Source organism: Janibacter zhaoxuefangae, assembly GCF_050271985.1.
In the GTDB taxonomy this organism is placed as follows: Bacteria; Actinomycetota; Actinomycetes; order Actinomycetales; family Dermatophilaceae.
This window is the reverse complement of sequence record NZ_CP189849.1, coordinates 2,265,631-2,288,173: the sequence shown is the minus strand read 5'-3', so window position 1 is coordinate 2,288,173 and position 22,543 is coordinate 2,265,631. Positions and strand designations below refer to the sequence as shown.

The following is a 22,543-nucleotide window of genomic DNA, read 5'->3' as shown; positions in this document are numbered from 1 at the left end:
CTACTCCTGCACCGCCTTCGCGATGGTCACGCACATCGTCAGGTACTCGTCGGTCGCCAACCGCCGCGGCGGGTTCAGTTGGGTGGGCTCGGTGGCGTCGTCCTCGAGCCGCCAGAGCGCGTTGTGCATCATCCGCACGATGACCCAGTCACGTGCGCGGTCCTCGTCGAGGTCGCCGGCGTCCACGAGTGTGGCGAAGCGGCGTCGGAGGCCTCCGCGCACGTCCCCGGCCAGCTCGTCGAACCGGTTCCACAGCATGGGCGCCGGTTCGTAGTGCGGGTCGCCGCTCAGCGGCTGCGGGTCGATCGCGAGCCACGGCGCCCGGGTCCCGGCGAGCACGTTCTCATAGTGCAGATCGGCGTGGATCAGCGTGCCGTCGCTGGCGTCGTCGGCGGCGAGGTCGCGGCCGAGGGAGACAGCCTGCTCGACGAGCCGGCGGGGGAGTGGGGCCCCCGCGCTCAGGGCCGCGAGGTCGTCGGTCCACCGGCTGACGAAGGTGGTCAGTCGCCGCAGCGGCGGCGGCGCCGGTACGTGCAGCTCGCGGTAGAGGCCGCCGACGATCTCGCACGCCTCGAGGTCCCACGCCTGCGTGAGGTCGGTCGACTCGAGCCGTTCGAGCAGCAGCGCGCCGCGGCGGGGGTCCGCCCGGAGCAGCTGGACGGCGCCACGCCCGTGCCAGTGCCGCAGGGCGAGGTGCTCGTGCTCGGTCTGCTCCTCGACCCAGCCGACCTTGAGCATCGCGGGGACGTCGTCCTCGGTGCGCACGGGCACCACGAGCGCGGTGTGGCCGTGGGCGGGGGCGCCGTCGACGTGCAGCGACCAGTCCTGGAGCAGGCTGGCGACCAGCCGCGGCAGCCGGTCGACGAAGGCGGCCCAGTCCGCGCCGCGCGTGGCGAAGGCGAGGACGCCGGCCGGCAGCGCCACGGGGGAGGTCATGCCCGCCATGAAGTCACACGGCGGTGGTCAGGACAAGTCGGCCGCGCCTGCTCGCAGTGCGGGTCGGTCGGCCCGGCCCGGTCCGCCACCGGATACGCTCGTGTCGTATCCGTCAGCACCATCCAAGGAGCCAGGTGTGGCCAGCATTGAGGCAGTAGGCGCCCGCGAGATCCTCGATTCCCGCGGCAACCCGACCGTCGAGGTCGAGGTTGCCCTCGATGACGGCACCATCGCCCGCGCGGCGGTGCCCAGCGGCGCATCCACCGGCGCCTTCGAGGCCGTCGAGCGCCGCGACGGCGACAAGGGTCGCTACCTGGGCAAGGGCGTCGAGGACGCCGTCACGGCCGTCATGGACGAGATCGCCCCCGAGCTCCTCGGTTTCGAGGCCTCCGAGCAGCGACTCATCGACGCCGAGATGCTCGCCCTCGACGGCACGGACAACAAGGGCAAGCTCGGCGCCAACGCGATCCTCGGCGTCTCGCTCGCCGTCGCTCGCGCCGCCGCCGACTCGGCCGGCCTGCCGCTCTTCCGCTACGTCGGCGGCCCGAACGCGCACATCCTGCCGGTCCCGATGATGAACATCCTCAACGGTGGATCCCACGCGGACTCCAACGTCGACATCCAGGAGTTCATGATCGCCCCGATCGGTGCGGCCTCCTTCCGTGAGGCGCTGCGCTGGGGCACCGAGGTCTACCACGCGCTCAAGGCCGTCCTGAAGGAGAAGGGTCTGGCGACGGGCCTCGGCGACGAGGGTGGCTTCGCCCCCAACCTCGGCAGCAACCGCGAGGCGCTCGACCTCATCCTCGAGGCCATCAAGGCCGCCGGCTACGAGCCGGGCAAGGACATCGCGCTGGCGCTCGACGTCGCGGCCAGCGAGTTCCACGAGGGCGGCTCGTACACCTTCGAGGGTGAGCAGCGCACGTCCGAGCAGATGGTCGCGTACTACGCGGAGCTCGTTGACGCCTACCCGCTCGTCTCCATCGAGGACCCGCTCGACGAGGACGACTGGGAGGGCTGGCACGCCATGACCGAGTCCCTCGGTGCCAAGGTTCAGCTCGTCGGTGATGACCTCTTCGTCACCAACCCGGAGCGTCTCGCCCGCGGCATCGCCGAGGGCACGGCCAACGCTCTGCTCGTCAAGGTCAACCAGATCGGCTCCCTCACGGAGACGATGGATGCCGTCGAGATGGCCCACCGCAACGGCTACCGCTGCATGATGTCGCACCGCTCCGGCGAGACCGAGGACACGACGATCGCCGACCTCGCCGTCGCGACGAACTGTGGCCAGATCAAGACGGGCGCACCGGCTCGCTCCGAGCGCGTCGCCAAGTACAACCAGCTGCTCCGGATCGAGGAGGAGCTCGACGACGCGGCGGTCTACGCCGGCGCGGGCGCCTTCCCGCGGTTCGCGAAGCAGGGCTGAGCATGGCGGGACGAGGACCGGGACGCGGAAGGGGCGCGCGCGACAACGCGCGTCGCCCCGCCGCGTCGCGCCCGAGCGCACCGCGACGCCCCGCGAAGGGGGCTGCGGTCGTGCCGGGTCGCGCCGAGATGTCCACCCGCCGGTGGATCATCCTCGGCTCGGTCCTCATCGTCGTCGCGGTGCTCCTCGGCCCGACGCTGACGTCCTATCTCAAGCAGCGCGGCGAGATCTCGGACCTGCGCAGCCAGGTGGCCGCGCAGCAGCGCTCCGTCACCGAGCTCGAGCAGGAGAAGGCGCGCTGGGAGGAGCCGGAGTACGTCGAGCAGCAGGCGCGTGAGCGCCTCAAGTTCGTGAAGGTCGGCGAGAAGGCCTACACGGTCATCGACGCCGACCCCGACCTCGACACCGGTGACGGGTCCAGCACGTCCGCCTTCGTCGACGAGGACGCCTCGTGGGTGGACCAGTTCTGGGCCTCCGCGCAGGCGGCCGACGACCCGAACGTGGCGACCCCGTGAGCGGGCCGCACCCCGGCGAGCCCTCGGTCGCGACGGCGACCCCGGAGGACCTCGAGATGGTCCACCGGCAGCTCGGTCGGCCGAGCCGATCCGTCGCGTCCGTCGCGCACCGCTGCCCTTGCGGCGAGCCCGACGTGCTGCGCACGCTGCCGCGGCTCGACTCGGGGACCCCCTTCCCCACGTCGTACTACGCCACGTGCCCGCGGCTGACCGGGGCGCTCTCGACCCTGGAGTCGCAGGGGGTCATGAAGGAGATGAGCGAGCGCCTCACACAGGACGAGGACCTCGCCGCGCGTTACCGCGCCGCCCATGACGACTATCTGGCCCGCCGGGCCGAGCTGGGCGACGTGCCCGAGATCGACGGCATCTCCGCGGGCGGCATGCCGACGCGCGTGAAGTGCCTCCACGTCCTCGCCGCCCACGCGCTCGCCGCCGGTCCGGGGGTCAACCCCATCGGCGACGAGGCCCTGGCGCTCCTGCCCGACTGGTGGGCCACGAACCCCTGCCACACCTTCTTCGCGGGGGACAGCGACTCGCAGGGCGAAGCCGGACCTGACGACACCGACCTCCCCGAGGAGAACTGATGCGCGTCGGCGCCATCGACTGCGGCACCAACTCGATCCGTCTGCTCGTGGCGGACGTCGATGACGAGACCGGAGCCATCACCGACATCCTGCGGCGCATGGAGGTCGTCCGGCTCGGCCAGGGCGTCGACCGGACTGGTCGCATCGACCCCGTGGCCCTCGAGCGCACCCTGGCGATGGCGCTCGAGTACGCGGGTCAGTGTCGCGAGTTGGGCGCTCAGTCGGTCCGTTTCGTGGCGACCTCGGCTTCGCGTGACGCCGAGAACGCGAGCGAGTTCGTGGCGGGCGTCGAGTCCGCCTTCGAGTTCTTCGGCACGACCCCTGAGGTCGTCAGTGGTGACGAGGAGGCGCGACTGTCCTTCGCCGGTGCGACGGGTGACCTGCGCGCGGCCGGCATTCCCGGGCCGTACCTCGTGGTCGACCTCGGAGGGGGGTCGACGGAGTTCGTGCGGGGCACCACGGAGGTCGTCGAGGCACTGTCGGTCGACATGGGCTGCGTCCGGATGACCGAGCGCCACCTGCACGACGACCCGCCGACCGAGGAGCAGGTCAATGGGGCGCTCGGCGACATCGAGCGACTGTTGGACGAGGTCGAGGCGAAGGTCGGTTTCGGCGGCGCCGAGACGCTGGTCGGGCTGGCCGGGTCGGTGACGACGATCACCGCGCACGCGCTCGGGCTGGAGGCCTACGAGCCCGGGCGGATCCACCTCGCCGAGCTGCCTGCCGAGGAACTCATGGCCGCGTCGAGCGATCTGCTGCACCGTTCGCGCGCGCAGCGCGCCGAACTGGGGTTCATGCACTCGGGTCGCGTGGACGTCATCGGCGCCGGGGCGTTGGTGTGGCACGCCGTCATCCGCCGCACGCTCGAGGCGCGCCCGGGCGTGCGGGTGGTCACCTCGGAGCACGACATCCTCGACGGCATCGCCCTCAGTGCCGCGGGCCGGTTGGCCGGTCGGGGCTGAGCTCGCAGGGCGATGCCCCTACAGTGATCGCTCCAGCCCCCGTGGCCCAACTGGCAGAGGCAGGCGCCTTAAAAGCGCCACAGGTGCGGGTTCGACCCCCGCCGGGGGCACCGGCTCAGCGCGTGGGCTTGCGGCGGACGTACACCTGTTTGCGTACCCGCGCGATGGTCGTGCCGTCGCTGTCCACGACATCGTTCTCGAACCAGCGCAGCACCTTCTCGCCCCCGTCGGCGGCCGCGCGGACCTCGTCGATGACCTCCCGCGGCAGCACCAACTCGGAGGTCACGGCCGTCGTCCCGGGCGCGACGAAGTCGATCTCGCCCCGCCGGTCCCAGACGATGTAGTCGGGGCCGAGGTTGCGCGCGAGCATGATCACCCAGAAGGGGTCGGTCATGGAGAAGAGCGATCCGCCGAACTGGGTCCCGAAGTAGTTGCTGGTCAGTGGCGTCTTGGCCAGGCGGACCCGCACATGGGCGAAGTCCGGCGAGATGTGCAGGATGCGAGCCCCGGAGAAGAGGAAGGGCGGCCACAGGTTCATCCCCAGGCGGAGGCCCCCGGCGCTGCTGAGCATCCGCTTGAACGGTCCAATCTGCTGCGACATGGGCGTCCTTCGTCGTCGTGGTTCGCGCCCGTCACGGCGCCGGCCCGGCGAGTATCGCTCACCCACTCGGGGCCTCGCGGGGAACACTCTGGGCCCGCCATGCATTTAGGCTGTCAGAAGAAGGCGGCCGTGTGGCCGCCGTGCAGTCCTCAGGAGGGGCACACCATGAGCAACCCGATCCTCGACCGGGTGAACCGCGACAGCCGTCAGGGCTACGCCGGCTTCAACGAGTCCGGCGCGACCCACCAGGCGGCTCCCCAGCAGGGTGGCTACGCCCAGCAGGGCTACCCGCAGCAGCGCACCCAGGACCAGTGGGTCGACGGGCCCATTCGCACGAACGACGGTCGCGGAGTCACCGTCGACGACGTCGTCGTCAAGACGGGCATCCTGTTCAGCATCGTCGTGGCCGCTGCCGTCGTCGCGTGGTTCCTCGCGCCGACCTTCGGCCCGATCCTGTGGGGCGTCGGACTCGTCGGCACCCTGATCCTCGGTTTCGTCGTCTTCATGTCGAAGACGGTCCGCGTGCCGCTGATCATGCTCTACGCCGCGCTCGAAGGCGTTTTCGTCGGCGCGATCAGCCAGTCCTATTCCAACACCTTCGACGGCATCGCCCAGTCCCAGAACGGGTCGATCACGACCGAGGCCGTGCCGATCCACCAGGGCATCGTCTTCCAGGCCGTCCTCGCCACCGTCTGCGTCTTCGCGGCGATGCTCTTCCTCTACAAGGCCCGGATCATCAAGGTCACCGCGAAGTTCCGCTCGGTCGTGTCCATGATGCTCCTGGGCTACTTCCTCTTCGCGCTGGTCAACCTCGTCTTCGCGCTCGTCACGAAGGAGCCGTTCGGCATCGGCGGTTCCGGCCTGCTCGGCATCGGCATCTCGCTGTTCGCCGTCGGCCTGGCCTCGGTGACCCTCATGCTCGACTTCGACAACATCGAGCAGGCGATCCGTTCCGGCGCTCCGGAGAAGTACTCCTGGCTGCTCGCGATGGGTCTCATCGTCACGCTCGTGTGGCTCTACCTCGAGATCCTGCGCCTCCTCGGGCGCCTGCGTTCGAGCGACTGACCACGGCATGATCCCCGCGCGCACGACCGTCCCGGACGACGTCGCGCAGGAGTTGCGGCGCGTGGTCCAGAGGTGGCGTCAACTGCCTCTGGACCACGCGCTGACTCATGTGCCGTCGGTGCATGCGGTCCTCGCGGAGCTCGCCGACGGCCCGGCCCCGGCCGGCGGCCCGCAGGTCGTCATGGACCAGCTGACGGTGCTCGTCCAGGACGCCTGCCGCGAGGGTCGCTCCGCCAGGGTGGCGGAGCGGCTCGTCGCCCTCCGCCGTGTGCTCAGCTGAGGCGCTCGTAGATGATGGCCATGCCCTGGCCGCCACCGACGCACATCGTCTCCAGACCGAAGGTGCCGTCCGTCTCGCGCAGCCCGTTGAGCAGCGTCGACGTGATCCGGGCGCCGGTCGAGCCGAAGGGGTGGCCCAGCGCGATGGCGCCGCCGTGGACGTTGAGCTTGTCGAAATCGAGGCCGAGGTCGTCCGCGCTGGCGAGCACCTGCGCCGCGAAGGCCTCGTTGATCTCGTAGAGGTCGAGGTCGGCGACGGTCATCCCGGCCAGGGCGAGCGCCCGCCGCGTGGCCTCGACCGGGCCGAGGCCCATGATCTCGGGGGAGAGACCGGACACGCCGGTGGACACGACCCGGGCGAGCGGGGTGAGGCCGAGCTCCTTGGCCCGGGTGTCGCTCATGACGACGAGCGCGGCCGCGCCGTCGTTGAGCGGGCAGCAGTTCGCGGCCGTGACGGTCCCGTTCTCGCGGAAGACCGTCTTGAGGCCGCTGACCGACTCGAGGGTGACCCCGGCGCGGGGGCCGTCGTCCGTCGACACCGTGGTGCCGTCGGGGAGCGTGACCGGTGTGATGTCCTTGGCGAAGAAGCCCGAGGCGATGGCCGCCTCGGCACGGTTCTGGCTGGAGACACCCCACTCGTCCTGGCGCTCACGGCTGATCCCGCGGGAGGTGGCGACGTTCTCCGCGGTCTGACCCATGGAGAGGTAGACGTCGGGCAGCAGGCCCTCTTCGCGCGGGTCGGTCCACGTCGTGTTGTCCGCGGCCATCTGGGCCGAACGTGCCTTCGCGTCGGTGAAGAGGGGGTTCTGGTCGTCCTCCGCCGCGCCGCCGGCGCCGGCGAAGTTCGAGTACTGCGAGACGCTCTCGACGCCACCGGAGACGAAGACGTGTCCCTCGCCGGCCTTGATGGCGTGGAAGGCCATCCGCGTGGTCTGGACGGAGGAGGCGCAGAAGCGGTTAACCGTCGTGCCGGGCAACTGGTCGTGGCCGGCGAGCACGGCGATGACGCGAGCCATGTTGGACCCGGCCCGACCGCTCGGCTCGGCGCAGCCCCACATGAGGTCGTCGATGGTGGTCGGGTCGAGCTCGGGCACCTTGGCGAGGGCGGCCTGGAGCATCTGCACCGACAGGTCGTCGGGGCGCAGGTCCTTGAGTGAGCCCTTGAAGGCGCGACCGATGGGGGAGCGGGCGGTTGAGACGATGACGGCTTCGGTCACGGGTTCCTCCTGGGGGCGGGATGAGTGCCACGGAGCGCCCGTGGCACTCCTCGATGTTAGGCGGGCGGCTCGGGGTGCCGGGCCTGGTCGTGCGTGGCGTCGCCCACCCTGGCGGTGACGGCGCGGGCGCCGGCCCGCATCTGTTCGGCCGTGGGGAGCTGGAAGGCGGTGCGTCGCCGCAGCATCCGCACAGCCCAGCGACCGCGCGGTCCCCGCGTGGCTCCGGCGATCTCGGTCCCGGCGACCTCGGTTCCCGGGTTCCGCACGGCGTGGTCGGCGGCCTCCGCGACGGGGCCGACGCGCTCCCCGCGCTGGGGCTCCAGCGCCCGCGGCGAGGCGTCCGTGGGCCGCCCGTCCGGGGCCGCCCAGACCCCGAGGGCGGCGCACACCGACGGCAGCAGGGCGGACGCGACGCGGGCGTACCCGGCGGGGGAGGGGTGGAACCGGTCGACGCTGAAGAGTTCCTTGGGGTGCCCGCCGAACTCCGGACCGAGGAGGTCGCCGAGCGAGACGGTGCGGCCACCGGCCTCGACGACCGCGACGGTCTGGGCCGCCGCGAGGTCGCGGCTCCAGCGGCGCAGGAGGTTGCTCAACGGGAAGGGGATCGGGTCGATGGTGCCGAGGTCGGGACAGGTCCCGACGATGACCGGGATGTCCAGGGCGCGCAGCTGACGGACGGCCTGCTCGAGATGGCGGACCGCCGTCGCGCGGTCGATCCGGTGCGTGACGTCATTGGCGCCGATCATGATGACGGCGGCCTCGGGGTTGTCGCTGCGACCGAGGGCGACGGACAACTGGCGGCTCAGGTCGCCGGACTCGGCGCCGATGACGGCTTCGTTGATGAGCTCGACGGGCCGGCCGGTGATGGCGGCCAGTCCGGTCGACAGCACGGCGCCGACGGTCTGGTAGCGGTGGTCGGCACCCATGCCGGCCGCGGATGAGTCGCCGAGCACGAGGAGCTGGAGCGGTGCCCCGGGACCGGCGCCGTAGATCCCGTCGTCGTCGGGAGCACCCTCGAAGGGGCGACCGACGATCCGGCGGGCGACCTTCGCCTCGAGCTGGATGACCCCGTAGCCGGCGGCGCCGAGGGCCGTCGCGGCAGCAGCCGCCCCGCCACCGCCGAAGGCGGCTTGGGCGGCGATGCGGCGTGCGCGACTGGCGCGGCTCATGACGATGTCCTCCGGGTCGTGATGTCGGCGCCCGTGTGGCGCGCGTCGGCCCCTTCCCCACTGTGACAGACGGGCCGGACACCCGTGGCAACGTCGGCGGGGTTGGTCCTGTTCCGGCCGCGCGGTCACACGGGTGTCCAGCATTTGAGAGGATGTGCGGGTGGAGTATGCAGAGCACATCACCGACCTGATCGGGAACACGCCCCTCGTCCGACTGACGTCGGTGACCCGCGACGCCGGCATCCGCTGCCGCGTCCTCGTCAAACTCGAGTACTTCAACCCGGGCGCCTCCGTGAAGGACCGGATCGCGCTGCGGATGATCGAGGCCGCCGAGGCCTCGGGGGAGTTGCGCCCCGGCGGCACGATCGTCGAGCCGACCTCCGGCAACACCGGCGTCGGGCTGGCCCTGGTGGCCCAGCGCAAGGGCTACCGCTGCATCTTCGTCTGCCCGGACAAGGTCAGCCAGGACAAGATGGACGTCCTGCGCGCCTACGGCGCCCAGGTCGTCGTGACGCCGACGTCCGTGGCCCCCGACCACCCGGACTCGTACTACTCCGTCTCGGACCGGATCACCGCCGAGACCGAGGGCGCCTGGAAGCCCAACCAGTTCTTCAACGACAACGGGCCGCTGTCGCACTACGAGTCGACCGGCCCGGAGATCTGGCGCCAGACCGACGGGCTCGTGACCCACTTCGTCGCCGGTGCCGGCACGGGCGGCACGATCACCGGCACGGGCCGCTACCTCAAGGAGGTCTCCGCGGACCGCCCGGCGGAGCAGGGCGGTCGGGTCGAGATCATCGGCGCCGACCCCGAGGGCTCGATCTACTCCGGGGGCTCCGGTCGGCCCTACCTCGTCGAGGGTGTCGGCGAGGACATGTGGCCTGGCGCGTACGACCCCTCCGTGCCCGACCGCGTGCTGGCCGTCAACGACCACGAGAGCTTCGCGATGACGCGCCGCCTCGCCGAGGAGGAGGGCATCCTCGTCGGCGGATCGAGCGGGATGGCCGTCGTCGCCGCGCTGCGCATCGCGCGTGAACTCCCCGAGGAGGCCGTCGTCGTCGTGCTCCTGCCGGACAGCGGCCGCGGCTACCTGTCCAAGATCTTCAACGACGAGTGGATGTCGTCCTACGGCTTCCTCGCGCAGTCGGGGGAGCGCACCGTCGGCGACATCCTGCGCAGCAAGTCGGTCGACCTGCCCGCGCTCGTCCACACCCACCCCAGCGAGACCGTGCGCGACGCCATCGACATCCTGCGCGAGTACGGCGTGAGTCAGATGCCCGTCGTCAAGGCCGAGCCGCCGGTCATGTCGGGTGAGGTCGTCGGTTCCGTCAGCGAGGCGCACCTCCTCGAGCGGCTCTTCACCGGAGGCGCCAATCTCGCGGATCCCGTTGAGCGACACATGGATTCGGGTCTGCCGCTCGTCGGCGCGGGCGAGCCCGTCGCCGCGGCTCGCGACGCGCTCCAGTCCGGCGATGCCATCCTCGTCGTCGACGGCGGGCGACCGATCGGCGTCCTCACGCGCGCCGACCTGCTCGGTTTCCTGACCAACTGACGGTCCGCGCCACCCACCGCCGCGCGGATCAGATCGACGCCGAAGCGGCGATATCGCCTCCGGACTGTTAGCGTTGGTCCTGCAGCCGTTCCGGTCCGACCATGTCGGACCCGGCGCGAGCGAGATACCGCGCGAACAGATCGCGCTGTGTGGCTCGTCGTGACAGCGGATGCGTGAGGTCTCCACACAGGAGGCCTCGTTGAGAAGATAGAGGCAACACCAGTGGCAACTGGCACCGTGAAGTGGTTCAACAGCGAAAAGGGCTTCGGCTTCATCGAGCAGGACGGCGGGGGCGCGGACGTTTTCGTTCACTACTCGGCCATCGAGAGCGGCGGCTACCGCGAGCTCCAGGAAGGCCAGAAGGTCGAGTTCGACGTCACGCAGGGCCCCAAGGGTCCGCAGGCGGAGAAGGTCAAGGGCCTCTGATTCACCCAGGCCTTTCGGTGATCTAGGTCATCGAGCACAACCCCTCGGCCATTGGCCGGGGGGTTCTTGCATGCCCGGACGCGACCTCGATCAGACGTCCACGAATGGCCACGGCGACGAATCCGTGGCTAGGTTGGAGATCAGGCGGTTGTCCGAGACTGCGGCCCCACGGTGCCGCTCCGCCTACCGAGGAGCAGAGCATGACCAGTGCACGTGACCTCATGACCAGCCCGGCCGAGTATCTCAACGCGAGCGACACGCTCGCCGTCGCGGCCCAGGCACTCAAGCAGAGCAATGTCGGGTCCATGCCCGTCAAGGATGACAACGGCGTGCTCGTCGGCGTCGTCACCGACCGCGACATCGTCGTGCGCGGCATCGCCGAGGGCAAGGACGTCACGTCCGCCACGGTGGGGGAGATCAGCAGCGGGACGGTCGTCTTCGTCAATGCCGATGACTCGGCCGAGGCCGTGGTCCAGGCGCTCGCGGGCAATCAGGTCCGCCGACTGCCCGTCGTCGACGGCGACGAGGTCGTCGGGATCATCTCGCAGGCCGACGTGGCCCGTCACCTGCCGAACGACCAGACCGGCGACGTCGTCCAGGCCATCTCCCGAGAGGGCTGAGTCCGCGACAGCGGCACGCGCGAAGGGGGTCCGCACCGAATCGGTGCGGACCCCCTTCGTCGTCGTCAGGCCGCGATCAGCGCGGCGGCACGATGTCGGTCTGCGCCGGCAGGTCGGCCACCCCGACCGGGCAGGTCAGGCCATTGGGCCCGTGGTTGCAATAGCCTCCGGGGTGCTTGTCGAGGTACTGCTGGTGCGCGTCCTCGGCGTACCAGAACGCGCCGGCCTCCTCCGCCGAGGCGAGCTGGGTCGAGATGCGACCGAACCCCGACTCGTCGAGGACGCCCTGGAAGGCGCGCGCTGTGCCGCGGGCGGCGGCCTCCTGCTCGGGCGTCGTCCAGTAGATCGCCGAGCGGTACTGGGTGCCGATGTCGTTGCCCTGCCGGTTCTCCGTGGTGGGGTCGTGGTTCTCCCAGAAGGCCTTGAGCAGCAGCTCGGGCGTCGTCGCGGCGGGGTCGTAGGCGACGAGGACGGCCTCGGTGTGCCCGGTCCGACCCGTGCACACCTCCTCGTACGTGGGGTTCTCGGTGAAGCCGCCCATGTAGCCGGCCGCGGTCGTGACGACCCCCGGCAGCCGCCAGAAGATCCGCTCGCTCCCCCAGAAGCAGCCCATCGCGACGTACAGCACCTGCGTGCCCGCGGGCCACGCGGCGCCGTCCGGGCCCCCGTCGATCGGCGTGCCGAGCACTGTGTGCGTGCCAGCGAGCGCGAAGGGGCGCGACGCGCGACCGGGCAGCGCCTGGTCGCGGGTCACCATGGTCGTCCTGGAGCCGTATCCGAAGGTCACCCCTCCAGTGTCACACGATGTTCGCCCACCCGACCGGGGCCGTCGGGGCGGCGGACTAACCTGTCGGTATGAGCGAATCCGAGCTGGGTTTCTCCTCCCGCGCGATCCACGCGGGTCAGGAGCCCGACGCGTCCACCGGCGCCGTCGTCACCCCGATCTACCAGACGTCCACCTACAAGCAGGACGGCATCGGCGGCTTCCGCGGCGGCTATGAGTACAGCCGCTCCGCCAACCCGACCCGCACGGCGCTGGAGACCGGCTTCGCCGCGCTCGAAGGGGGCTCGCGCGGCTTCGCCTTCGCCTCCGGCCTCGCCGCCCAGGACACGCTGCTGCGGGCTGCGCTCGCGCCGGGCGACCACATCGTCGTGCCCTCCGACGCCTACGGCGGCACCTATCGCCTCGTCAACAAGGTGCTCACGCACTGGGGCGTCGAGCACTCCATCGCGACGATCGCCGACCTCGACAGCGTCCGTGCCGCGATCCGCCCGACGACGAAGATCATCTGGGTCGAGACGCCGACGAACCCGCTGCTCGGCATCGCCGACATCGAGGCGCTCGCCGCGCTCGCCCACGAGCACGACGCCCTCCTCGTCGTCGACAACACCTTTGCCTCGCCCTACCTCCAGCAGCCGCTCGCGCTGGGCGCCGACGTCGTGACGCACTCGACGACGAAGTACTGCGGCGGGCACAGCGACGTCGTCGGCGGCGCGGTCGTCGTCGGCCGCGACATCACCGTCCCGGGGTTCGCCGACCTCGAGGAGCGGGTCGCCTTCCACCAGAACTCCATGGGCGCCGTCGCGGGTCCCTTCGACGCGTGGCTCGTCCAGCGCGGCCTCAAGACGCTCGCCGTCCGGATGGAGCAGCACTGCACCAACGCCGAGGTCGTCGCCGACTTCCTCACCGGTCACCGCGGCGTCGCGCAGGTGCTCTACCCGGGCCTGCCCGAGCACCCGGGTCACGACGTCGCCGCCCGCCAGATGAAGCGGTTCGGTGGGATGGTCTCCTTCCGTGTCGCCGCGGGCGAGGACGTGGCGATCAAGATCTGCGCCGAGACCCAGCTCTTCACCCTCGGGGAGTCCCTCGGCGGCGTCGAGTCGCTCATCGAGCACCCGGCGCGGATGACGCACGCCTCCGTCGTCGGCACCGAGCTCGAGGTGCCGGGCGACCTCATCCGGCTCTCCGTCGGGATCGAGGATGTCGATGATCTCGTCGCCGATCTCGCTCAGGCGCTCGACCGCCTGACCTGAGCATGTCGCGTGTCCTGTGCGTCGATGTCGGTTCGACGTGGACGAAGGCGGCCCTCGTCGACACCGACTCCGGCGCCCTCCTGGGCACGGCCAGCACGCCCACGACGTCGCCGTCCGCCGCCCACCCCGGCGGCGATGTCCTCCACGGCGTCGACGCGCTCGCGGCCCAACTCGGTGTCGGCCAGGGTGTCGGCAACGCCACGGGTGAGCAGGTCGAGGTGCGCCTCTGCTCCAGCGCCGGCGGTGGCCTGCGTCTGGCGGTGGTCGGCCACGAACGACTGGTCACGGCGGAGGCCGGGCGCCGGGTCGGACTGGGCGCCGGCGCGAAGGTCGTCCACGTGGCCGCCGGGGAGCTCGACGGTGAGGGCCTGCGCGCCCTGCGGGCTGCCAAGCCCGATGTCGTCCTCCTGGTCGGGGGCACGGACGGCGGTAACGCCGAGGTGCTGACGCACAACGCGGCCCGGCTGGCAGCCGCCCGGTGGGCGACGCCCATCGTCGTGGCGGGCAATGCCGAGGCGGCGCCCGTGGTGAGCGACCTGCTCGCCGCGACCGGGCGACGCTTCGTCGTCACCGACAACGTCGTGCCGCGGATCGGCGTCATCGCACCGACCGGCGCGCGCGCGGCCATCCGGGAGACCTTCCTGCGGCACGTCATCGGCGGGAAGGGGCTCAGCCGCGGCCCCCGCTTCGCCGGGCTGGTCCGCAGCGCGACCCCCGACGCCGTCCTGCGCGGCGTGGAGATGCTCGCGGTCGCGGCCGACGCCGACGTCCTCGTCGTCGACGTCGGTGGGGCGACGACGGACGTCTATTCGGTGGTGACGCCCCGCGGGGAGGACGCGACGCTGGCCAAGGAGGTCGTGGCCCCGCTCTGGCACGCCCGCACGGTCGAAGCCGACCTCGGGATGCGCTGGAGCGCTCCGACGGTCCTCGAGGCGGCGGAGCGGGAGCATCTCGCCGTGCCCGCGGGACTGGCGGACCACGTGGACGCCGTCGCCAGGGACGTGTCCCACCGGGCCGAGGCCGCGGGGGAGTGGCGCCTCGAGACCGCGCTCGCGGCGACGGCGGCGACGATCGCCGTGCGGCGGCACGGCCGGCCCGGGACGCCGACGGAGGACGCCCGGCCGCTCCTGGACGTCGCGCTACTGGTGGGGTCCGGCGGGGTGCTGCGGCACGCGCCCGGCGCGGTCGACGGGGTGCTGGGCCCGCTGTTGCGCGATCACGGTGGCGGCTGGCGGGTGCCCCGTGCGGCCCGCGCGCTCGTCGACGAGGACTACGTGCTCTTCGCGGCTGGCATCCTCGCGGACACCCACGCCGCGGCCGCCCGGGCGCTCGCCGCCACCCTGCTCCACTGAGCGGGACTGAGAAACCGGTGGGCGCTGTCGGTGGTGGGGCCTACCGTTGAGGGATGACCACACCAGCAATCGAGGCCGATCACCTCGTGAAGGACTTCGGCGACCAACGGGCCGTCGACGACATCAGTTTCAGCGTCCCGGCGGGCGCCATCCTCGGTGTCCTGGGCCCGAACGGCGCGGGCAAGACGACGACCGTGCGGATGATGACCACCCTCACCAAGCCGACGAGCGGCACCGCTCGGGTCAGCGGGCACGACGTCCTGCGGGAGCCGGACGCGGTCCGCTCGGCGATGGGCCTCACGGGCCAGGCTGCCACCGTGGACGAGCTCCTCACCGGCGCGGAAAACCTCCGCCTCATCGGTGATCTCTACGGGCTTTCGCGCTCCCGCGTGACGCAGCAGACGACGGACCTCCTCGAGCGCTTCAACCTCAGCGACGCCCGCGACAAGGTCGTGAAGAACTACTCCGGCGGCATGCGGCGACGCCTCGACCTCGCGGTCAGTCTCATCGCGGCGCACCCGGTCCTCTTCCTCGACGAGCCGACGACGGGGCTCGACCCTCGCAGTCGGACCGAGCTGTGGGAGGTCCTGCGCGGTCTCGTGGCGGAGGGCACCACCCTGCTGCTGACCACGCAGTACCTCGAGGAGGCCGACAGCTCGCGGACAACATCATCGTCATCGACCACGGCCGGATCATCGCCGAGGGCACCCCGCTCCAGCTCAAGGACCAGTCGGGCCGGGCGTCCCTCGTCGTCACGGTCTCGCGTCCCGAGGACATGGCCGAGACGGAGCAGATCCTGCGCCGCGAGATCGGCGGCCTGCACGTGGATGCTGCCGCCCGACGCTTCACCGCCCCCGCCGAGGGGCTGTCCGCCATCACCCGGATCGCCGCCCTCATCGAGGAGCAGGACATCCAGCTCGACGACATCGGCCTCCAACGCCCCTCGCTCGATGACGTCTTCCTGAACCTGACCGGTCACCGCGCCGAGGTGGCCGAGCCCAGCACCGAGGACACGGAGGTCCCGGCATGACGACCACGGCCACCACCCCCGCGACGTCGGCCGGCGCCGCGACCCCTCAGCGCCCGAGTTACGCCCGGCAGGTCCTGGCGCTCGTGCGCCGCAACCTCATCCACATCAAGCGGATGCCCGAGATGCTGGCGGACGTCACCTTCCAGCCGATCATGTTCGTGCTGCTCTTCGCCTACGTCTTCGGCGGCTCGATCCAGACCGACGGCGCGGCCTACCGCGAGTGGCTGCTGCCGGGGATCATGGCGCAGACGATCGCCTTCTCCTCCTTCATCGTCGCCGTGGGACTGACCTCGGACATCGACAAGGGCGTCGTCGACCGCTTCCGGTCGCTCCCGATCAGTCGGTCCGCGGTGCTCGTGGCCCGCAGCATCTCGAGCCTCATCCACTCGAGCCTGGGCATCGTCGTGATGGCCGTGACCGGGCTCTTCATCGGGTGGCGCCTGCACAACGGATTCGCCGAGTCCGCCCTCGGCTTCGCGCTGGTCCTGCTCTTCGGATTCGCGATGATCTGGATCGGCATCTTCGTCGGGTCGCGGATGCGCTCGGTGGAGGCCGTCAACGGCGTCATGTTCACGACGATGTTTCCGCTGACGTTCCTCGCCGACACCTTCGCCCCCGCCAAGAACATGCCGCACTGGCTGCGGGTCATCGCCGAGTGGAACCCGATCTCGGCGCTGACGCAGGCGATGCGCACGCTGTGGGGCAACGGCGCCCCCGCCGACCTCGACGCCCAATGGCCGATGCACCACCCGGTCCTCGCGTCGGCCGTGTGGTCCATCGCGATCGCCGCGATCATGGCGCCGATCGCCATTCGCGCCTTCCAGAAGCGCACGGAGGCCTGAGCGGGCCCGACCCCAGCACGACGAAGGGGCGGCACCGCGATCAGTCGCGGTGCCGCCCCTTCGCCAGGTCCGGTCGGGCAGGTCAGCCGACGTAGGGCTTGGCCGCCTTGATGAGGACGTCGACGCTCTTGCCGTTCGGCGCATCGTAGGAGGTGGTGTCGCCGACCTTCTTGTCGAGGATGGCCGCACCGAGGGGAGACTGCTCGGAGAAGACCTGGAGGTCCGAGCCGTCGGCGATCTCGCGGGAGCCGAGGAGGAAGGTCTCCTCGTCGCCGAACATCTCGACGGTCACGACCATGCCGGGCTCGACGACACCGTCGTCGGGCGGGGTCTCGCCGACCTGCGCGGTCTCGAGGATCTGGGCGAGCTGGCGGATGCGGGCCTCCATCTTGCCCTGCTCCTCCTTGGCAGCGTGGTAGCCACCGTTCTCCTTGAGGTCGCCCTCCTCGCGGGCCGCCTCGATCTTCTTCGCGATCTCGACACGTCCGGTCCCGGACAGCTCACGGTGCTCGGCCTGGAGCCGGTCGTAGGCCTCCTGGGTCAGGAAGCCGGTGGGGGTTGCGGTGTCGCTCACGGATAACTCCTTGTGGTCACGGAGGGGCCGAGTCGGTCCCCGCCGAGAGTGGTGCGTCGAGGCATCTGACGTGCATCTGACGCGAGAGGGTCCGGACCGACGACGGTCCAGACCCGGGTTGGCTAAACCACCAGTCTAGCCCAGATCCGCGGGAAAGCCCCAGTTCGCGGGCTTCTGTCCGGTGTTCCTCGGCCCTCGGTCAGGGGGCCGCGACGCACGTCTTGACGTGGCCTGTCACGGCGCGACTCGACGTCCGCACCGTGACCTCGCGGTGCACGGTCCGCGCTCCGGCGGCGGGGATGTCGACCTCAAGCGTGCCGACGGTGCCGAACCCCTGGTCCTGCGCGCGGACGGTGCAGGTGAGTGCGGTGCCCTCGGGGCGGGTGACGTCGAAGGCGACCGTGACGGTCTGCTCGTCGACGACGTCATAGCTGAGGTCGGTCCAGACGATGTGGTCGCGGGTCGCGGCGAGGCCGGCCCACACCGTGTAGGCGACCGCCAGGGCGACGAGGACGGTCCCGATGACCCACCAGCGGCGCGTGCTGGCGGTTGCGGGACTCGTCGTGCTGCTGGTCATGGTGGCCTTCGGCGGTCGTGACGCTGGTGAGAGGATGAACGAGATCCATTGTCGGACATGCCGCACGCGGCCCCGACCCGACCTCACGAAAGGTGTCCCGGTGGCCCGTTCCCTGCGCCTCATGGCCGTCCACGCGCACCCCGACGACGAGTCCAGCAAGGGCGCGGCGACGATGGCGAAGTACGTCGCCGAGGGCAACGAGGTCCTCGTGGTCTCGTGTACCGGCGGTGAGCGGGGCGACGTCCTCAATCCCCGCCTCAAGGGAGACGCGACCATCCTGCGCGACCTCGTGCACGTGCGCCGCGACGAGATGGCGCGGGCGAAGGAGATTCTCGGGGTCGACCACACGTGGCTCGGCTTCGTCGACTCCGGCCTGCCGGAGGGCGACCCCCTGCCGCCCCTGCCGGAGGGGTGTTTCGCCCTCGAGCCGCTCGAGACGACGACCGAGGCGCTCGTCCGTGAGATCCGCCGGTTCCGCCCGCACGTCATGACGACCTATGACGAGAACGGGGGCTACCCGCACCCCGACCACATCATGTGCAACCGGGTGTCCGAGGCCGCCTTCCTCGCGGCTGGTGACCCGGCCGCCTTCCCGCACGCGGGGGAGCCGTGGCAGCCGCTGAAGCTCTACTACAACCACGGCTTCTCCCGGGCGCGGATCACGGCGTACCACGAGGCCCTGCTCGCTCGGGGGAGCGAGAGCCCCTTCGCTGACTGGATCGCCCGCTGGGACGACCGCCCCGAGCGCACCATCACGACCCGCGTCCCCTGTGGCGACTACTTCGAGCAGCGCGATCGGGCACTGCTCGCCCACGCGACCCAGATCGATCCGGACGGTTCCTTCTTCGCCCTCTCCGCCCAGGAGCAGGCGCAGGTGTGGCCGACGGAGGAGTACGAGATCGCGCTCTCCCACGTGCCGGTGGTTGACGGCGAGGACGACCTCTTCGCCGGTCTCGGCGACCTCGCCGAGGCCGATGCGCTGGGCGCCGAGCCGGCGCCCGTCGTCGTGGACAATCGTCAGGAACCGACCGTGGAGATGCCCCGATGAACACGCCCAGCACCGCCGTCTCGCCGGGGATCGGCGCCTTTCTCGCCTTCTTCGTGCTCGCCCTCGTCCTGTGGCTGCTGATGCGCAACATGAACGCGCGGATCCGGCGGATGCGGTACTCCGCGCAGGACGAGGCCCGGGCGGCGCGCGGCTCGGCGTCGGGGGCGACGGACGTCACGGACAGTGCCGACCGCGACGCGGACGGGACACCCGACACGGGCGACGGTGACGCGGGGACTTCCGGGGGCGACGCGGGCGGCTCGTCCGGCGACTCGGGCGGCTCGTCCGGCGACTCGGGTGGCGGCAGCTCCGACTGACGTCAGACGGCGGCGCTGTGCGTCGCCAGAGCCGCGGCGATGAAGTGCGCGGTGAAGGCGGCGATCGTGAACGCGTGGAAGATCTCGTGGAAGCCGAACCAGCGCGGTGACGGGTTGGGGCGCTTCGTGCCGTAGACGATCGCGCCCAGCGTGTAGAGCAGACCGCCGACGGCGACGAGCGTGACGATCGCCGCCCCGCCGTGCTCGAAGAGCGGCTTGATGTAGAAGATCGCGATCCAGCCGAGGGCGCAGTAGATCGGCACATAGAGCCAGCGCGGCGCGTTGACCCACAGGATCCGGAAGAGCACGCCGGCGATGGCCCCGGACCACACGATCACCAGCAGTGTCGTCGCCTGCCGCCGCGGCAGCAGGGTCGCGAAGGGCGTGTAGCTGCCGGCGATGATGAGGAAGATGTTGGCGTGGTCGAAGCGCCGCAGGAAGAGGTCGGTCTTCGGCGACCAGTTCCCGCGGTGGTAAATGGCGGAGACGCCGAAGAGCAGGCCCGCGGTCACGGTGAAGACGGCCGCGGCGATGCGGGTGCCCGTCGTCGGCGCGAGCGCCGTCAGGATGATGCCGGCGAGGACCGCCAGGGGCGCCATGACGGTGTGCAGCCAGCCGCGCAGGTGGGGCTTGACGGCGTCGACCATGTCGTCGAACTGGTCGCCGACCTGATCGGCGAACTCCTTCGCGCTGGCCTGACCGTCGGCGATTCGACGGCGGGCGGAGGCCTGCAGATCCGCGACGGAATGCGCGCGGGAGACGGCGCGGCGGCGGGTTGTGCTCATGTTCGGCACAGTAACCTACGCAGCCGTAGGTCGGCAGGGAGAGCAATCGGCCGGCGCTCGCCCGGGAACGTGTCCCTGAGCACACTCCCATGGTCGGGCGGTAGCGTGGGCAACCGGCGCCGGGACCGCGGCGTCGGACATACCCGCTGGCTGTGGAAGGAGCCCCGTGGCGCTCGGCGACCTCCTCTACTCCCTCTATGAACGTCGGGTCGTCAAGGAGCTCAAGGGGCGGCCTGCGCCCCGCCACGTGGGCGTCATGCTCGACGGCAATCGGCGGTGGGCCAAGGCCAACGGCTTCGAGACCAAGGACGGCCATCAGGCCGGCGCCGACAAGATCAAGGATCTGCTGCACTGGTGTGAGGATGCGGGGGTTGAGGTCGTCACCCTGTGGCTGCTCTCGACGGACAACCTGAACCGGAGCGAGTCCGAGATCGTCCCGCTCCTGCGAATCATCGAGACCGCGGTGGCGGACCTGGCGGCCGAGCATCGCTGGCGCCTTCGTCCCATCGGAGCGCTCGACCTGCTCCCGCCCGAAACGAGCCGCAGCCTCGCGGAGTCCGCGGCCCTCACGAAGGACGTCGACGGCCTGCACGTCAACGTCGCCGTCGGCTACGGCGGGCGGCAGGAGATCGCCGACGCCGTGCGCGCCATGCTGCTCGCCGCGGCCGAGGCCGGCTCGACCCTCGAGGAGGTCGCAGCCGACATGAGCATCGAGCAGATCGAGGCGCACCTCTACACGAAGGGGCAGCCCGACCCTGACCTGGTCATCCGCACCTCGGGGGAGCAGCGGCTCGGCGGCTTCCTCCTCTGGCAGAGCGCGAAGTCCGAGTTCTACTTCTGCGAGGCCTACTGGCCCGACTTCCGTCGGGTCGACTTCCTGCGTGCCCTGCGCTCCTACGCCGAGCGTGAGCGTCGCTTCGGGCGCTGAGCAGCTGCCGTTTCCCTCTGCCCTGCTGTGGCTTCTGAGCGCTCTTGGTGCGGGTGTGACTGATGTCCTGTTGCGTCGTGTGACGCGCGTGTGAACTCTGCGCGACACGCCACGGCGCGGCGTGTCTGGCGCGCGACACGGGCCTACTTTGAGCGAGACGCGAGGCACCCGCAGCGCGTCTCGGGAGGCCCAGGGTATGGAGTTCACGCTCCGGAGTGAGGGCCGGTCCCGGCTCCGGCTCCAGCCCGGGGTCCGGTCCCGGCACCAGGCACGAGAGTAGGCGCAGCGCGCCTTCCGGCGTGGTGTGTCAAGGAGTCTCAGTGGTCTCATCGTCACAGCCCTCCTCGCCTTCCACCGCGTCCGTCGGTGCGTCTGATCCGGTCCCGGGTCGCCGCACCTACGTGCTCGACACCTCCGTCCTCCTCTCCGATCCGCGGGCGATCATGCGGTTCGAGGAGCACGAGGTCGTCCTGCCGGTCGTGGTGGTGACCGAACTCGAGGGGAAGCGCCACCACCCGGAGCTGGGCTACTTCGCCCGGACCGCACTGCGGATGCTGGACGACCTGCGGATCAGCGCCGGCCGTCTCGATGCTCCGGTCTCCGTCGGCAGCGATGGGGGCTCGCTGCGTGTCGAGCTCAATCACACCGACCCGATGTCCCTGCCGGCCGGCTTCCGGCTCGGCGACAACGACACCCGGATCCTCGCCGTGGCCAAGAACCTGGCCAACGAGGGACACCAGGTGACGATCGTCAGCAAGGACCTGCCGATGCGCGTCAAGGCGAGCGCCGTCGGCCTCGACGCGCAGGAGTACCGCGCCGAGCAGTCGACCGTCGACAGCGGGTGGACGGGGATGGCGGACCTCGACGTCACGGTCGAGGAGATGGACGCGCTCTACGAGCACGGTCGGGTCGAGCACCTCGGTGCGGCCGAGATGCCGGTGCACACGGGACTGAAGCTGATCTCGCCGCGGGGAAGCGGTCTGGGTCGCGTCGGTGCCGACAAGCAGATCCAGCTCGTGCGCGGGGACCGCGACGCCTTCGGCCTGCACGGCCGCTCGGCCGAGCAGCGGATCGCCCTCGACCTCCTGCTCGACCCCGACGTGGGCATCGTCAGCCTCGGTGGTCGCGCGGGCACGGGCAAGAGCGCGCTCGCGCTGTGTGCCGGCCTCGAGTCGGTCATGGAGCGGCGCCAGCAGCGGAAGGTGGTCGTCTTCCGTCCGCTCTACGCCGTGGGTGGTCAGGAGCTCGGCTACCTGCCCGGCAGCGAGTCCGAGAAGATGGGGCCGTGGGCGCAGGCCGTGCACGACACGCTCGGCGCGCTGGTCAGCAGTGAGGTCGTCGACGAGGTCATGGACCGCGGGATGCTCGAGGTGCTGCCGCTGACCCACATCCGTGGCCGGTCGCTGCACGACGCCTTCGTCATCGTCGACGAGGCGCAGTCGCTCGAGCGCAACGTGCTGCTGACCGTCCTCTCCCGCATCGGCCAGAACTCCAAGGTCGTGCTCACCCACGACGTCGCGCAGCGCGACAACCTGCGCGTCGGTCGCCACGACGGTGTCGCCGCGGTCATCGAGGCGCTCAAGGGTCACCCGCTCTTCGCCCACGTGACGCTGCACCGGTCCGAGCGCAGCCCGATCGCCGCGCTCGTGACGGACCTGTTGGAGGGCCTCGAGGTCTGAGGCGGCACCCTTCGCCCACGACGGCCGC

Annotated in this window: 25 protein-coding genes, 1 tRNA gene and 1 pseudogene; 19 read left to right on the top strand and 8 right to left on the bottom strand. The window is 70.9% G+C overall.

Translation table 11 applies throughout. The features are described 5' to 3' along the window. On the bottom strand, nt 1-936 hold the full coding sequence (locus tag ACQBAS_RS10710; RefSeq protein WP_427383790.1) for an aminoglycoside phosphotransferase family protein: 936 nt from the start codon (nt 934-936) through the stop codon (nt 1-3). Between the two features lie 136 nt (nt 937-1,072). Here ACQBAS_RS10710 and eno point away from each other — a divergent pair, with 136 nt between their 5' ends. The 5 genes from eno to ACQBAS_RS10685 all read left to right on the top strand — a co-directional run bounded on the left by eno (nt 1,073) and on the right by ACQBAS_RS10685 (nt 4,530). Beyond that, the gene (eno, locus tag ACQBAS_RS10705) at nt 1,073-2,359 is read left to right on the top strand and encodes a phosphopyruvate hydratase (protein ID WP_427383789.1); all 1,287 of its coding nucleotides are present in this window, start codon (nt 1,073-1,075) and stop codon (nt 2,357-2,359) included. 2 nt (nt 2,360-2,361) lie between these two features. Further along, nucleotides 2,362-2,874 (top strand): FtsB family cell division protein, encoded by a 513-nt coding sequence (locus ACQBAS_RS10700; protein WP_427383788.1) that lies wholly within the window; start codon nt 2,362-2,364, stop codon nt 2,872-2,874. Between the two features lie 56 nt (nt 2,875-2,930). After that, entirely contained in the window at nt 2,931-3,458 is a 528-nt protein-coding gene (locus ACQBAS_RS10695) for a DUF501 domain-containing protein (protein ID WP_427385629.1), read from the top strand. Beyond that, nucleotides 3,455-4,420 carry an exopolyphosphatase gene (locus ACQBAS_RS10690; RefSeq protein WP_427385628.1) on the top strand — a complete coding sequence of 322 codons (966 nt, stop codon included), beginning with the start codon at nt 3,455-3,457 and terminating at the stop codon, nt 4,418-4,420. The genes ACQBAS_RS10695 and ACQBAS_RS10690 overlap by 4 nt, the downstream gene beginning before the upstream one ends. A gap of 35 nt (nt 4,421-4,455) precedes the next feature. Continuing rightward, a tRNA-Leu gene (locus tag ACQBAS_RS10685) sits at nt 4,456-4,530 on the top strand. Between the two features lie 5 nt (nt 4,531-4,535). Here the strand turns inward: ACQBAS_RS10685 and ACQBAS_RS10680 are convergent. Next, on the bottom strand, nt 4,536-5,021 hold the full coding sequence (locus tag ACQBAS_RS10680; RefSeq protein ID WP_427383787.1) for a DUF4442 domain-containing protein: 486 nt from the start codon (nt 5,019-5,021) through the stop codon (nt 4,536-4,538). A gap of 165 nt (nt 5,022-5,186) precedes the next feature. Here ACQBAS_RS10680 and ACQBAS_RS10675 point away from each other — a divergent pair, with 165 nt between their 5' ends. Further along, complete coding sequence (locus ACQBAS_RS10675; protein WP_427383786.1) at nt 5,187-6,086, top strand: Bax inhibitor-1/YccA family protein; 900 nt, start codon at nt 5,187-5,189, stop codon at nt 6,084-6,086. Nucleotides 6,087-6,093: 7 nt separating this feature from the next. Continuing rightward, nucleotides 6,094-6,366 (top strand): hypothetical protein, encoded by a 273-nt coding sequence (locus tag ACQBAS_RS10670; RefSeq protein WP_427383784.1) that lies wholly within the window; start codon nt 6,094-6,096, stop codon nt 6,364-6,366. On the opposite strand, the gene ACQBAS_RS10665 is transcribed toward ACQBAS_RS10670, so the two are convergent. Beyond that, complete coding sequence (locus tag ACQBAS_RS10665; RefSeq protein WP_427383783.1) at nt 6,359-7,582, bottom strand: acetyl-CoA C-acetyltransferase; 1,224 nt, start codon at nt 7,580-7,582, stop codon at nt 6,359-6,361. The two genes, ACQBAS_RS10670 and ACQBAS_RS10665, sit on opposite strands and share 8 nt — an antisense overlap. A gap of 56 nt (nt 7,583-7,638) precedes the next feature. Then, nucleotides 7,639-8,751: an SGNH/GDSL hydrolase family protein gene (locus tag ACQBAS_RS10660; protein WP_427383781.1), complete on the bottom strand. Its 1,113-nt coding sequence runs from the start codon at nt 8,749-8,751 to the stop codon at nt 7,639-7,641. Between the two features lie 160 nt (nt 8,752-8,911). Here ACQBAS_RS10660 and ACQBAS_RS10655 point away from each other — a divergent pair, with 160 nt between their 5' ends. The 3 genes from ACQBAS_RS10655 (at nt 8,912) to ACQBAS_RS10645 (ending at nt 11,349) form a co-directional block, all read left to right on the top strand. Further along, nucleotides 8,912-10,303 (top strand): cystathionine beta-synthase, encoded by a 1,392-nt coding sequence (locus ACQBAS_RS10655; protein WP_427383780.1) that lies wholly within the window; start codon nt 8,912-8,914, stop codon nt 10,301-10,303. Between the two features lie 222 nt (nt 10,304-10,525). Continuing rightward, a complete protein-coding gene (locus ACQBAS_RS10650) occupies nt 10,526-10,729 on the top strand; it encodes a cold-shock protein (protein ID WP_035934215.1) in 204 nt (67 codons plus the stop codon). 200 nt (nt 10,730-10,929) lie between these two features. Continuing rightward, entirely contained in the window at nt 10,930-11,349 is a 420-nt protein-coding gene (locus tag ACQBAS_RS10645) for a CBS domain-containing protein (RefSeq protein WP_427383778.1), read from the top strand. A 76-nt stretch (nt 11,350-11,425) separates the two neighbouring features. Here ACQBAS_RS10645 and msrA read toward each other — a convergent pair whose 3' ends face one another. After that, nucleotides 11,426-12,106, bottom strand: a complete 681-nt coding sequence (gene msrA, locus ACQBAS_RS10640) for a peptide-methionine (S)-S-oxide reductase MsrA (protein ID WP_427385627.1) — start codon at nt 12,104-12,106, stop codon at nt 11,426-11,428. Nucleotides 12,107-12,204: 98 nt separating this feature from the next. Between msrA and ACQBAS_RS10635 the strand changes: the two genes are divergently transcribed. From ACQBAS_RS10635 to ACQBAS_RS10615, 5 genes and pseudogenes are all read left to right on the top strand, one after another. After that, nucleotides 12,205-13,383: a cystathionine gamma-synthase gene (locus ACQBAS_RS10635; protein WP_427383777.1), complete on the top strand. Its 1,179-nt coding sequence runs from the start codon at nt 12,205-12,207 to the stop codon at nt 13,381-13,383. 2 nt (nt 13,384-13,385) lie between these two features. Further along, on the top strand, nt 13,386-14,735 hold the full coding sequence (locus tag ACQBAS_RS10630; protein WP_427383776.1) for a glutamate mutase L: 1,350 nt from the start codon (nt 13,386-13,388) through the stop codon (nt 14,733-14,735). Nucleotides 14,736-14,788: 53 nt separating this feature from the next. Then, nucleotides 14,789-15,310, top strand: a pseudogene (locus tag ACQBAS_RS10625) (ABC transporter ATP-binding protein); the annotation flags it as partial. A gap of 2 nt (nt 15,311-15,312) precedes the next feature. Continuing rightward, complete coding sequence (locus ACQBAS_RS10620) at nt 15,313-15,765, top strand: hypothetical protein (protein WP_427385659.1); 453 nt, start codon at nt 15,313-15,315, stop codon at nt 15,763-15,765. Then, the gene (locus ACQBAS_RS10615; RefSeq protein WP_427383775.1) at nt 15,762-16,607 is read left to right on the top strand and encodes an ABC transporter permease; all 846 of its coding nucleotides are present in this window, start codon (nt 15,762-15,764) and stop codon (nt 16,605-16,607) included. The genes ACQBAS_RS10620 and ACQBAS_RS10615 overlap by 4 nt, the downstream gene beginning before the upstream one ends. Before the next feature lie 82 nt (nt 16,608-16,689). On the opposite strand, the gene greA is transcribed toward ACQBAS_RS10615, so the two are convergent. Both greA and ACQBAS_RS10605 read right to left on the bottom strand, forming a co-directional pair. Then, a complete protein-coding gene (gene greA, locus ACQBAS_RS10610; RefSeq protein ID WP_427383774.1) occupies nt 16,690-17,181 on the bottom strand; it encodes a transcription elongation factor GreA in 492 nt (163 codons plus the stop codon). A gap of 199 nt (nt 17,182-17,380) precedes the next feature. Continuing rightward, entirely contained in the window at nt 17,381-17,758 is a 378-nt protein-coding gene (locus ACQBAS_RS10605; protein ID WP_427383773.1) for a DUF4307 domain-containing protein, read from the bottom strand. Between the two features lie 100 nt (nt 17,759-17,858). Here ACQBAS_RS10605 and mca point away from each other — a divergent pair, with 100 nt between their 5' ends. Both mca and ACQBAS_RS10595 read left to right on the top strand, forming a co-directional pair. Then, entirely contained in the window at nt 17,859-18,806 is a 948-nt protein-coding gene (gene mca / locus ACQBAS_RS10600) for a mycothiol conjugate amidase Mca (RefSeq protein WP_427383772.1), read from the top strand. Next, entirely contained in the window at nt 18,803-19,123 is a 321-nt protein-coding gene (locus ACQBAS_RS10595; RefSeq protein WP_427383770.1) for a hypothetical protein, read from the top strand. Before mca ends, ACQBAS_RS10595 begins: the two co-directional genes overlap by 4 nt. A 2-nt stretch (nt 19,124-19,125) precedes the next feature. On the opposite strand, the gene trhA is transcribed toward ACQBAS_RS10595, so the two are convergent. Next, nucleotides 19,126-19,908, bottom strand: coding sequence for a PAQR family membrane homeostasis protein TrhA (trhA, locus tag ACQBAS_RS10590; protein WP_427383768.1), 783 nt, complete (start codon nt 19,906-19,908; stop codon nt 19,126-19,128). Nucleotides 19,909-20,074: 166 nt separating this feature from the next. Between trhA and ACQBAS_RS10585 the strand changes: the two genes are divergently transcribed. After that, the gene (locus tag ACQBAS_RS10585; protein WP_427383767.1) at nt 20,075-20,836 is read left to right on the top strand and encodes an isoprenyl transferase; all 762 of its coding nucleotides are present in this window, start codon (nt 20,075-20,077) and stop codon (nt 20,834-20,836) included. Between the two features lie 443 nt (nt 20,837-21,279). After that, nucleotides 21,280-22,515 carry a PhoH family protein gene (locus ACQBAS_RS10580; RefSeq protein WP_427385626.1) on the top strand — a complete coding sequence of 412 codons (1,236 nt, stop codon included), beginning with the start codon at nt 21,280-21,282 and terminating at the stop codon, nt 22,513-22,515. The last annotated feature ends 28 nt before the right edge of the window (nt 22,516-22,543 follow it).